This is a genomic window from Williamsia sp., assembly GCF_036566845.1.
Classification (GTDB): domain Bacteria; phylum Actinomycetota; class Actinomycetes; order Mycobacteriales; family Mycobacteriaceae; genus Williamsia.
In genome coordinates, this window is the sequence record NZ_DATCVM010000044.1 from 1 (window position 1) to 11,360 (window position 11,360).

Genomic DNA, 11,360 nt, shown 5'->3' on the forward strand with positions numbered 1-11,360 from the left:
GGCGAATTACGGCGCGGCCAAGGCGGGGATCACGTCGTTGACCCTCACCGGCGCGCGCGGCCTGGCTGCCTACGGCGTGCGCTCCAACGCGATCTGCCCACGGGCCCGGACGGCGATGACCGAGGGGACCTTCGGCGATGCGCCGGAAGGTTCGGTTGATCCGCTGTCGACCGATCACGTCGTCACGTTGGTGCAGTTCCTGGCGAGCCCGGAGTCGGACGGGGTCAATGGACAGGTGTTCGTGGTGTACGGACCCAAGGTGACCCTGATGGCGGCGCCGACCATCGAGCAGGACTTCGTCGCCGGCGGCGATGCATGGGATCGCGGCGACCTCACCAAGAGCCTGGCGGAGTACTTCGTCGACCGCGATCCCGCCGATACGTTTTCTGCCGGTAAAGCCCTGTTCGGCTAGCGTTTTCGGCGTCCGCGTGTCCGTCGATTCCACTCATTGAGTGAACTGGACGTGTGATAAGTTCGCGGTCAAACTGGCAGGCCTCCGTTGGGGGGAGGTTTGCGAAAAGCCGACTGGAACGTGTTTCAAAAATGAAAGCTGTGGGATGGCCGTTCAAGCGCAAAGTTCCAGTTGGCAACTAGTTCGATTCGCCGAAATCGCAAGTAGAACACGTTATGATCAGACTGCCCAGTCGGGTCCCGGGGAAGTCTTTCGCTGAAGGAGAGTTGGTGAACCGCAGACTCGCAGGTCCGCTCGAGGGGGTCGGGGATTTCGTCGCCATGAGCGTGAGTGCGGCCCGCGAACTCTTCCGTGCGCCGTTCCAGTGGCGCGAGACCGTCGAACAGTCGTGGGCGATCGCGCGGGTGTCGATGGTCCCGACGGTCCTGGTCGCGATTCCGTTCACCGTCCTCGTCAGCTTCACGCTCAACATCCTGCTGCGTGAACTCGGGGCCCAGGATCTTTCCGGCGCGGGCGCCGCGTTGGGCACCATCACCCAGATCGGCCCGATCGTGACGGTGCTGATCGTCGCCGGCGCGGGAGCGACCGCCATCTGCGCCGACCTCGGTGCCCGCACCATCCGTGAAGAGATCGACGCCCTGCAGGTCCTCGGCATCGATCCCATCCACCGACTGGTGGTACCCCGGGTCATCGCGTCGACTCTGGTCGCGATCCTCCTCAACAGCCTGGTCTGCACCATCGGTATCGGTGGCGGCTTCGTGTTCTCGGTGTATCTGCAGGACGTGAACCCGGGCGCCTTCATCGCGAACCTGACACTGCTGACAGGTTTTCCGGAACTGATGATCTCGATGGTGAAGGCCGCACTGTTCGGCCTCGCCGCCGGACTGGTCGGCTGCTATCGCGGCCTGCACGTCGCCGGTGGTGCGAAGGGCGTCGGCGATGCCGTCAACGAGACCGTGGTCTATTCGTTCATGGCGCTGTTCGTCGTGAACGTTGTGGTCACCGCGGTCGGTCTCAAAGCGACCGCGGGGTAAGCGCTGATGATCCTTCCCCACACCGTCCGGCTACGCTCTACACGCGTGGCCTTCAAACGAGCCAATTCCGGCTGGAACCGTATCGGCGACCAAGCATTCTTCTACTGGGACAGCCTCGTCAACATCCCCCGCGCGGTGCGGGCGTACAAGAAGGAAACCCTTCGGCTGATCGCCGAGATCAGCATGGGCTCGGGCGCGCTCGCCGTCATCGGCGGCACCGTGGTCGTGGTCGGATTCCTCACCCTCTTCACCGGCGGAACCATCGCGGTCCAGGGCTACAGTTCGCTGTCGAACATCGGTGTCGAGTCCCTGACCGGGTTCTTCGCGGCATTCATCAACGTGAGGATCGCGGTTCCGGTCATCGCCGGAATCGGGTTGGCGGCCACCATCGGCGCAGGCGCGACGGCACAGCTCGGTGCGATGCGTGTGAGTGAAGAGATCGACGCGCTCGAAGCGATGGCGATCAAGTCGATCCCCTATCTCGTCAGTACCCGGATCGTGGCCGGGCTGATCGCGATCATCCCGCTGTATTCACTCGCCTCGGTCGCCTCGTTCCTGGCCAGCCGCTTCGCCACGACGTTCCTCTACGGCCAGTCACCCGGTGTGTACGACCACTACTTCTCGACCTTCCTGATCCCCACCGACATCCTGTGGTCGTTCGTTCAGGCGATCTGCATGGCGATCGCGGTCATGATGATCCACACCTACTACGGGTTCAACGCCTCGGGAGGTCCGGTGGGTGTGGGTATCGCGGTCGGCAACGCCGTGCGGGCCTCGCTCGTGGTGGTCGTGGTCATCACGCTGCTGCTGTCGCTGGCCATCTACGGCGTCGACGGAAAGTTCAACCTCTCGGGGTAGGCCATGTCACAGAGAATCGAACGCCCCGCATGGGCGAAGAAGGTCGCGGCCACCGTGATGGTGGTGTCGCTGATACTGGTATGCGCGTTGGCATCCCTGCAGTTCCTCGGATCCTTCGGTACCACCGTGCCGGTGACACTCACCGCAGATCGGGCCGGACTGGTGATGAGCCCGGACGCCAAGGTCCGGTTGCGTGGAGTCGTGGTCGGTCGGGTCGGGGACATCACCGAGACCGCCGATGGCGTGAAACTCGTCCTGAACATGAACCCGGACCAACTCGAGTACATCCCGGCCAACGTCAACGCCGAGATCAAGTCCAACACAGTTTTCGGCGCAAAATCGGTCAACCTCGAGGTCCCCGATGATCCCAGTACCGAAACACTGCGCAGCGGTTCGACCATCGCCACCGATCACGTCGTGGTCGAACTGAACACGATCTATCAGCGCCTGGTCGACGTGCTGGCCGCGGTCCAGCCGGAGAAGCTCAACGCCACGATCTCTGCGATCGACACCGCCTTGTCCGGCCGTGGTGATCAGATCGGTCAGGGCTTCGCCGATCTGTCCGAGCTGTTGGGCAAGGTCAATCCGCATCTCGACGAACTCGGCCGGGACATCGAGGCGACCGCAGAGGTCACCAACGTCTACGCCGACGCGATGCCCGATCTGCTGGCGGTCGTCGACAACTTCACGGCCATCGGAAACACTCTGGTGGACAACTCGTCCGACCTCGACGCGCTACTGGTGAACGTGACCGGGATGGCAAACACCATCAACGGTGTCATCGCACCGGCCAAGGCCGACATCATCTCGACGCTGGCGAATCTGAACCCGACCGCGACACTGCTCGGCTACCAGTCCCCGGGGCTGGGGTGCTTCATCACGGCCACCGCCAGTGCGGGGCAGAAGGCGTTGCCGGTGTTCGGTGTCGACGACGCCCGCGTGCACCTCAACGCGGGTGTGCTCCCCGGCAAAGAGCCATACCGCTATCCCGAGGATCTGCCGAGGGTGAACATGGACGGTCCGCCCACCTGTGAATACGGGCTCAGTGATCCGAGTTCGACCGTGCACGCCGGTTTCTACGTCGGCGACAACGCGGCGGTTCCGTATCAGCCGAGAACAACACCCAAGCTGGATCCGTCCAAGTTGTTCGAAGTGATGTTCGGTCCGGCACCCCGTGGATGAGGTACAACCGATGACCAGTCCGGCGACAACGAGCCCCCTGTCGTCAGCAGGCCCAGAAGGGGAGGTGTGAGATGGCAGTGTCGAGAGAGCGCGCGTTTCGCGCCACAGTCATCAAGCTCGGGGCTTTTGCCGTCGTGATGCTGCTGATCTTCGTCGGCCTGGTGGTCGTGTTCAGCCAGTACCGCAGTGGTTCGAGCTTCGCCTACAAGGCGACATTCACCAGCGCCTCGCAGTTGAAGTCGGGCAGCAAGGTTCGCATCGCCGGCGTCGAGGTCGGCAAGGTCGGATCGGTGGGTCTGAATCCCGACAACGAGGCCGTGGTCGAGTTCGACGTCAGTGAGAAGTACCGGCTCCCAACCTCTGTGAAGGCCTTGATCCGCTACGAGAACCTCACCGGCGACCGGTTTCTCGAACTGCAAGAGGGCACCGGTGACCCCGACGAGCTGTTGAAGGACGACGGCTCGATCCCCATCGAGCAGACCGAACCGGCCCTGGATCTGGACAACCTCCTCGGTGGCTTCAAGCCGCTGTTCCGGACACTCGACCCGAAAGAGGTCAACGAACTCTCCGCGTCGCTGGTCAAGGTGTTCCAGGGACAGGGGCCGGCGTTGAACGAATTGCTCAAGAACACAGCGACTTTCACCGATTCGCTGGCCGATCGCGATCAGCTGATCGGGCAGGTCATCGACAACCTCAACACCACGCTGGGCACCATCGAGGCCGACGACGAGGGTTTCGACACCTCGCTCGACCAGTTGCAGAAACTGATCTCGGGACTCGATTCGCAGCGAGGCGTGATCGGTGATGCCATCACCAACACCTCCGAACTGACCAACGACCTCAACGATGTCCTGTCCGAGAACCAGTCCGATCTGCAGTCGCTGATCACCGCCACCGGACAGGTGTCACAAGAGGTCCTCAACAGTGAGGACTACGTGCGAGGTCTGCTCGGTCGCCTGCCGTCGGACTTCAAGGCACTGTCGAATCTCGGTAGTTACGGTGCCTGGCTGCAGATCTGGCTCTGCCAGGTCAACCTGATCTTCACCGGCCCCAACGGGCAGGAGATCGTCTGGAAGTCGGTCGATGCCACCGGACCCAACACCAACCCCGGAGGGAGGTGTAACCCGCTGTGATGGCTGCACTGTTCAAGGGCGAGCGAACCGCGACCGACCAGGCCGACGATGCCCGGCGGCGCAAGCGTGGCGAACCAGACCGGGCCCGAGTGGGTTTCATCGGTGTGGTGATCGCGGCGCTGGTGGTGATCGTGGCCCTGCAGATGGACAAACTCCCGTTCCTGTCGAACGGCAGTGTCTACACCGCACTCTTCGAGGATGCCGGTGGTCTTGCGACCGGCGACATCGTGGTGGTCGCGGGTGTGAATGTCGGCACCGTCCAGGGGATCTCGCTGGCGGACACAGACAACGGCACGAAGGCGAAGATCACGTTCAACATGGCCGACACGGTCCGCGTCGGGGACGCGACCACGGCCGTCATCAAGACGGAGACCGTGCTGGGCCGACGCAACCTGACCCTTGTTCCCGACGGCACCGGGAAGCTGAAGCCGGGCGATACGGTGGAGAAGACCGTGGCGCCCTACTCGCTGACCGACGCTCTAGAAGGTGCTACCGACACGCTTGCCGAGACCGACACCGATCAGCTCAACGACGCGCTCAACACGTTGTCGGACACCTTCTCCGACACACCGGAATCCGTGCGATCGGCCGTCGACGGTGTGGCCCGGCTGTCGAAGGCGATCGCCGATCGCGATGAGTCCCTGTCGCAACTGCTCGACCGGGCGGGCAACGTCACCGATGTGGTCGCCAAGCGCAGCGGACAGATCAACACCCTGCTCGTCGACGCGAACTCCCTGCTCGGGGAGGTTCAGGCCCGCCGAGATGCGCTGGGGCAGTTGATCACCGGCACCGAAGCCGTCACCGCGCAGATCAGCCTGTTCATCGACAACAACAACGCGCAGCTCACGCCGGTGCTCGATCAGCTGAACGGAGTGCTCGCGATTCTGATCGACAACCAGGAGAATCTCGGCCTGACCCTGGACGAACTCGGGCCATACGCGAACGTTCTGGGTGAAGCGGTCTCCAGTGGTCCGTATTTCTCTTCGCTGGTCGGTCTACCCACATTCGGTGACTACACCGCCACGTTCATGAGGATCTTCCAGCAGAAGTACCCGGAAGCCTTCGAGGCATTCACCAAGTACGCGTTCAAGGTCCCGCCGGCGATCACCACCCGTCCGGACATGGCGAACTCGCCCGACTCGAGCGTGCCGGCTCCGGCGCCTTCGTATCCGACCGGACCGACCGGATGATGGCGATGGGAAAGCTGGGTAAGAGGTTCTGGCAGGCGGTCGCGATCGTGATCGCGGGTGTGGTTGTCATCGGAGCCGTCTATTACGGCTATCAGAAGGTCAACTACAAGACGTACACCGCGTACTTCCCGAGCACGAACGCACTGTACGAGGGTGACGCGGTGAAGATCCTCGGCGTCAACGTCGGCTCCGTCGGCTCGATCACGCCGCGGGACAACGATGTTCGGGTCGAACTGAAAGTCGATCGGGACCGTGAGCTCCCGCAGGACGTGCAGGCGGTTGTTGTCGCCCAATCGCTGGTCTCTGGACGATTTGTCCAATTGACCCCGGTCTACGAGGGTGGTCCGGCCCTCGGTGGCGGCGGCGACATCCCCATGGAACGCACTGCGGTTCCGGTGGAATGGGATGAGATCAAGGCGGAGCTGAGCCGATTGTCCGAGGCGGTCGGGCCGCAGGGTGCCGACCCGGGTTCCGTGTCGCGCGCGGTCGACGTCTTCGACGAGAACCTCGACGGCAACGGCACCGCGATCCGCCAGGCCATCCAGCAATTGTCCGATGTGACGGGCACTCTCGCAGACGGCAGCAACGATCTGTTCCGGTCGATCCGAAACCTCCAGACGTTGACCGAAGCGCTGTCACAGAGTCACGAGCAGTTGGTGCAGTTCAACGGTCGCATCGCGTCGGTGAGTCAGGTTCTGGCCGACACCACCGACAGTCTCGGTGGGGCACTGACCAACCTCGACACCGCACTGACCGATGTCCAGACGTTCATCAACACCAACGGTGCGGCCCTGAGTGAGTCGGTCGCCGACCTCGCCTCTGCCACCAATGTGCTTGCCCAGAAAGACGAAGAGATTCGGGGACTCCTGCATTCCGGTCCGACTCAGCTGTCGAACTTCTACAACATCTACAACCCCCTGCAGGGTTCGTTGTCGGGCATCTTCGGTCTCGGTATGGGCGGCAACCTGATCAACATGCTGTGTGGCACGATGGCCGGCGCCGCCCGTCCGGGCCAAGAAGACCTGGTCGAGAACTGCGTCGACGTCCTCGGTCCGATCTTCGGGACGATCGGTATGAACTACCCACCGTTCCTGACCAATCCGGTGACGGGTATCAACGCCGCCCCGGATCAGATCACCTACCAGAACTCGAGCGTGAAAGCCCGGGCGCAGCAGGGAATCCGGGAGCAGGACGCCGCAACCAGGTCGAAGTACGCAAATCCAGGTCTCGCGCAACTCCTGGTGCCGTTCGGAGGCGAGGGATGATGGGTACAACGCCGAGGCGAAAGGCCCTCATCCGCAACATGGTCGGGGTCGTCGCCGTCAGTACCGCGCTGGTGGCGTCAGGATGTGGATTCGACGGGCTCAACTCGATGCCGATACCCGGCGCCGAGGGAACCGGTAGTGGATCGTACGATCTGACAACAACGATTCCCAACGCCGCCAACCTGGTTCAGAACGCTCCGGTGATGATCGACGACGCCACCGTCGGCAGCGTCGGCACAATCTCGGTGGAGAATTGGCAGGCCCAGCTGACACTGCGGCTCAACAAGGGAACGCAGGTTCCGGTCGGCTCGCACGTGATGGTCGGGATGACCAGCGTGCTGGGGTCGTTGCACCTGGAGATCGTGCAACCCGAGAATGCCGATGCGGGCACTCTGCAGCCGGGTGACGAGATCCCGGCCGCGACCTGCCCGGAGCAGACCAACATCGTGACCCCGGAGAACCAGGAGCCGATCCCCGACATCAACTCCGCACAACAGGTTTCCGCCTGCACCTACCCGACCACGGAACAGGTCCTCAGCTCGTTGTCGGTGGTACTCAACGGCGGTGGTTTGGCGCAGGTCGGCGACATCGTCACCGAGCTCAACAACTCGATGGCCGGCCGCGAAGACGTGCTGCGCGAGTTGATCCCGCGCCTCGACACCCTGGTCGAGGAGCTGAACGGGCAGCGCGACAACATCATTCTCGCAATGGAAGGCCTCGACCGGATGACTGCGCGCATCAACGAGCAGACCCCGGTGGTGGAGAAGGCACTCGCGGACGCACCGAAGATCCTGAACTTGCTTGTGGATCAACGAGTTCAGTTCACCGACGCACTGGCATCGCTGAGCACCCTGAGCCGCACCACCGATGACATCTTGAACGCGAATTCCGAAGACATCCAGGTGATTGTCAGCAACCTGGTCCCGGTGCTCGACCAACTGCAGTCCACCGGGCCGGCCCTGACACAGTCTCTGGGCATCCTGCTGACCTTCCCGTTCGCTGAGGAAGTCATCCCGCAGGTGGTCCGCGGCGACTACCTCAACGGCGAGATCAACCTCGATCTCACGTTCGGGCGGTTGCAGCGCGGCGCGCTGGCCAGCCTCGGCGGGCAGAGTCAGCTCTACGGGCCCGAAGGGCTACTCGGGGTTCCGGCCGGAGCGGCCGCCCGCGGCAGCGATCCGTTCACCGGTCCGCTGACCTCGGAGATGCCGATCGACAACAATTTGCCCAACCCGATGCCGGACGCGGAGGGAGGCTCATGAGCATCACCCCCTTTGTCCGTATGCAGCTGATCATCTTCGCCATCATCACGGTCATCTCGATGGTCGCGGTCGCGATCTTCTACATCCGGGTTCCCAGCATGGTCGGGATCGGGGAGTACACGGTCAAGGTGGACCTTCCCAGTACCGGCGGGCTCTACCAGAACGGCAACGTCAGCTTCCGCGGTGTGGACGTCGGCAAGGTCCAGTCGGTGGCTCTGACCGAAACAGGCGTCGTGGCAACCCTGTCCGTCAACAGCGACACCGAGATCCCGAACAACTCGACGGCCGCGGTCCGGAGCGTTTCCGCCGTCGGTGAGCAGTATCTGGAGTTCACACCCGACCCCGAGACGCCGGCGACCGGCAACCTCCACGACGGGTCGGTGGTCGAGAACGGGACGGTGCCCGTCGAGATCGGGACACTGCTCGATCAGGCCGATGCACTGCTCGCACAGATCCAGGACACGAAGTTGCGGCGCCTCATGGATGAGGCATTCAATGCGTTCAACGGCACCGGTGAAGACCTGCAACGACTTCTCGATTCGATGACCCTGCTCGTGGGCGACGCCAATGAGAACTCCGAGGCCATCGTCAAACTCATCGATCAGGCGGCCCCGCTGCTCGAGACGCAGACGGCCACGGTGGGTGACATCCGGGCGTGGACGGCAAATCTGGCCCAGGTCACCGATCAGCTCCGGGCGAACGACCCTGCGATCCAGGGGATCCTCGACAAGGGGCCAGGGGTCGCGCAGCAGAGCCAAGAGTTGTTCGCGTCGATGAATCAGTCACTGCCGTTGTTGTTCTCGAATCTCAACACGGTGTCGAGGACGTTGGCGATCTACCATCCGAACCTGCAACAGATCGTGGTGATCTATCCACGCCTGATCGCGTCGCTGATCACCGCACTCAACAGCGAGGACTTCCGCAACGGTGCCAACGTCGACTTTGCCCTCGGGTTCCAGGACCCGGGCACCTGCACCGTCGGCTTCATGCCCATGACTCCGGAACGTGGTGCGGATGTGCAGACCCCTCGCGATCTCCCACCGGGTATGTTGTGCCGCGTCCCTCAGGACTCGAACCTCGCGGTGCGCGGAAGCCGCAACTTCCCGTGCGTGGAGATACCGGGCCGTCGGGCATCGACCCCGGCCGAATGCCGAACCGGCTACACACCGATCGGCGAGAATGTGCCATTCCCGAACGGACTTCCCGGAGTCCATCTGCCACAAGGCTTTTTGACGTCCGGCACACCCGGCGCAGACGATGGCGGCCCCGCCGTCTACGCCACCAGCTACGACCCTGTCAGCGGTGATTACATCGGTCCGGACGGCAAGACCTACAACGCCGGAACCGCTGTGTCGCCGGATACATCTGGTACAGGTGGTAGCGGGGAACAGACGAAAGACAAGAGTCAATGGCAGAGCCTGATCACGGGGACCGTTCAGTGACGGCCCAGACACCAACCGAACAAAAACCGGCACCACGGAAACCTCAGCGCCGTCGGGCCAGCCGCCCGGCGGGCCCGCCGGAAGAAGTCGCGGCCGGTTCGTCAGATTCGTCAGATTCGTCGGCGAGCGGCAGCACGCCGAGTGGCAAGGCCCGCAAGGTCACCGGCACACCGGTGAAGTCGTCGCCGCTCGGGCGCAAGCAGAAGCCGAAGTCGAAGCCTGCAGTCGCCGCTCCGATGGATTCGCCGGATACACCGGCGATGGATACGCAGGTGGAATCCGACAATCCCGAACCGGAGATCGCCGCGTCCGGCGACACCGATGCCGTCGATACCGCAGTGCAGTCCTTCGGTTCGGCATCAGTGTCGCGGGGAGTGTCGTACCGCGACCGGCGCGGGGGTGGCCGCAAGACCGATCTGCGCAAACGGAAGTCGGGCCGGGACGGCTCGGGTGAGGATCCGGCAAAATCGGGTCGGTCGCCGCGCACGCGCGGAAGCCTGCGTGGTCTGGGCATCGTGCTGGCGGCGGTCGTTGCCATCGGCCTGATCTCGGGCATGGTGGTGGCCTCGACCCTGTTCATCATGGGTACCAACAAGATCGACGAACGCAACGATCTCCGCGCCGAGTATTCGGCGTTCGCCCGTCAGATGATCACCAACCTGACAACGCTCAACGCGGAGAACATCGACGGCGCCATCAAGACCTTTCAGGACAGCACCAGCGGCCAGGCCATGGAGCAGACCAGTCAGTCGATGGCGCAGACGGTGAACATGATCAAGTCCGAGAACGTCTCCACCAAGGGAACCGTGATCTCGGAGGCCGTCACCGAAAGTGACCCGACCACCGGAACCGTGATCCTGGTGTCGAGCTGGGAGATGAACCAGCCCAACGTCCCCGAGCAGCAGACCGTGTTGCAGACGTTCCGCTGGAAACTCGAGATCACCCGGATCAACGGGCAACTCAAGCTCACCAACTTCGAATGGGTGACGTAACCATGTCCCGTAAATTCTGGTGGTGGACGGTGTCGGTGCTGACCGTCGTGATCCTTGTTGCCGGCGTGGTGATCACGACCATCACCGGTCTGCACTACCGCGACACCAAACTGGCCGAGGATGCCCGGGGTGAGGCGCTCGACGCCGGAACACACACTGCGACGATGATGTTCGGCTATCAGCCGGATAACGTGGCGCAACAGGTGGAGCAGACGAAAACACTGCTCACCGGTCCGGCGCAGAAGGAATACGACGAGATCGTCACCAACACGAATCTTGTTGTCGCGGTGAAAGATCAGCAGGTCAAGTCCGAGGTGACGATCCAGGAGGCCGGAGTTGTCAACGCGACCCGGGACACGGCGCTGATCCTGATCTTCATGAATCAGTCCGTCACCAAAGGCGGCAAGGACCTGGTGTCGATCGAGGCCAGCCGGCTCGAGTATTCGATGGAGCGGTCGGGCGACAAGTGGCTGGTCTCGAACATCGATATCCTGACCGATGATTCGGTGAAGGCCCGCCTCGCCACAGAGGCCGACAAGGCGGGTGCCTCCACGGTCCCGGTCCCCGCGCCCGCCACCCCCAATCCCAAC

General features: G+C 63.1%; 11 protein-coding genes. All 11 read left to right on the top strand.

The features are described from left to right. Positions 1–412: SDR family oxidoreductase (locus VIQ49_RS03930; protein WP_331881008.1), on the top strand; the 412-nt coding region annotated here is incomplete at its 5' end. A 269-nt stretch (positions 413–681) separates the two neighbouring features. Further along, entirely contained in the window at positions 682–1,446 is a 765-nt protein-coding gene (locus tag VIQ49_RS03935; RefSeq protein WP_331881012.1) for an ABC transporter permease, read from the top strand. 6 nt (positions 1,447–1,452) lie between these two features. Continuing rightward, on the top strand, positions 1,453–2,304 hold the full coding sequence (locus VIQ49_RS03940; protein ID WP_331881014.1) for an MlaE family ABC transporter permease: 852 nt from the start codon (positions 1,453–1,455) through the stop codon (positions 2,302–2,304). A gap of 3 nt (positions 2,305–2,307) precedes the next feature. Then, positions 2,308–3,486, top strand: coding sequence for an MCE family protein (locus VIQ49_RS03945; RefSeq protein WP_331881017.1), 1,179 nt, complete (start codon positions 2,308–2,310; stop codon positions 3,484–3,486). A gap of 71 nt (positions 3,487–3,557) precedes the next feature. Then, a complete protein-coding gene (locus VIQ49_RS03950; protein WP_331881020.1) occupies positions 3,558–4,619 on the top strand; it encodes an MCE family protein in 1,062 nt (353 codons plus the stop codon). After that, positions 4,619–5,809: an MCE family protein gene (locus tag VIQ49_RS03955; RefSeq protein WP_331881022.1), complete on the top strand. Its 1,191-nt coding sequence runs from the start codon at positions 4,619–4,621 to the stop codon at positions 5,807–5,809. Before VIQ49_RS03950 ends, VIQ49_RS03955 begins: the two co-directional genes overlap by 1 nt. Next, positions 5,809–7,074 carry an MCE family protein gene (locus VIQ49_RS03960; protein WP_331881024.1) on the top strand — a complete coding sequence of 422 codons (1,266 nt, stop codon included), beginning with the start codon at positions 5,809–5,811 and terminating at the stop codon, positions 7,072–7,074. Before VIQ49_RS03955 ends, VIQ49_RS03960 begins: the two co-directional genes overlap by 1 nt. Beyond that, entirely contained in the window at positions 7,074–8,336 is a 1,263-nt protein-coding gene (locus tag VIQ49_RS03965) for an MCE family protein (RefSeq protein ID WP_331881027.1), read from the top strand. The genes VIQ49_RS03960 and VIQ49_RS03965 overlap by 1 nt, the downstream gene beginning before the upstream one ends. Further along, the gene (locus VIQ49_RS03970) at positions 8,333–9,778 is read left to right on the top strand and encodes an MlaD family protein (RefSeq protein WP_331881030.1); all 1,446 of its coding nucleotides are present in this window, start codon (positions 8,333–8,335) and stop codon (positions 9,776–9,778) included. Before VIQ49_RS03965 ends, VIQ49_RS03970 begins: the two co-directional genes overlap by 4 nt. After that, positions 9,775–10,770 carry a hypothetical protein gene (locus tag VIQ49_RS03975; RefSeq protein WP_331881032.1) on the top strand — a complete coding sequence of 332 codons (996 nt, stop codon included), beginning with the start codon at positions 9,775–9,777 and terminating at the stop codon, positions 10,768–10,770. The genes VIQ49_RS03970 and VIQ49_RS03975 overlap by 4 nt, the downstream gene beginning before the upstream one ends. A gap of 2 nt (positions 10,771–10,772) precedes the next feature. Further along, the coding region (locus VIQ49_RS03980) for a hypothetical protein (protein ID WP_331881035.1) at positions 10,773–11,360 on the top strand (588 nt) is incomplete at its 3' end.

What these genes read in the sequence shown, in the direction of transcription:
- VIQ49_RS03960 (WP_331881024.1), top strand. Translation starts at nt 5,809, where the DNA reads ATGGCGATGGGAAAGCTGGGTAAGAGGTTCTGGCAGGCGGTCGCGATC.
- VIQ49_RS03955 (WP_331881022.1), top strand. Translation starts at nt 4,619, where the DNA reads ATGGCTGCACTGTTCAAGGGCGAGCGAACCGCGACCGACCAGGCCGAC.
- VIQ49_RS03950 (WP_331881020.1), top strand. Translation starts at nt 3,558, where the DNA reads ATGGCAGTGTCGAGAGAGCGCGCGTTTCGCGCCACAGTCATCAAGCTC.
- VIQ49_RS03970 (WP_331881030.1), top strand. Translation starts at nt 8,333, where the DNA reads ATGAGCATCACCCCCTTTGTCCGTATGCAGCTGATCATCTTCGCCATC.
- VIQ49_RS03945 (WP_331881017.1), top strand. Translation starts at nt 2,308, where the DNA reads ATGTCACAGAGAATCGAACGCCCCGCATGGGCGAAGAAGGTCGCGGCC.
- VIQ49_RS03965 (WP_331881027.1), top strand. Translation starts at nt 7,074, where the DNA reads ATGGGTACAACGCCGAGGCGAAAGGCCCTCATCCGCAACATGGTCGGG.
- VIQ49_RS03940 (WP_331881014.1), top strand. Translation starts at nt 1,453, where the DNA reads ATGATCCTTCCCCACACCGTCCGGCTACGCTCTACACGCGTGGCCTTC.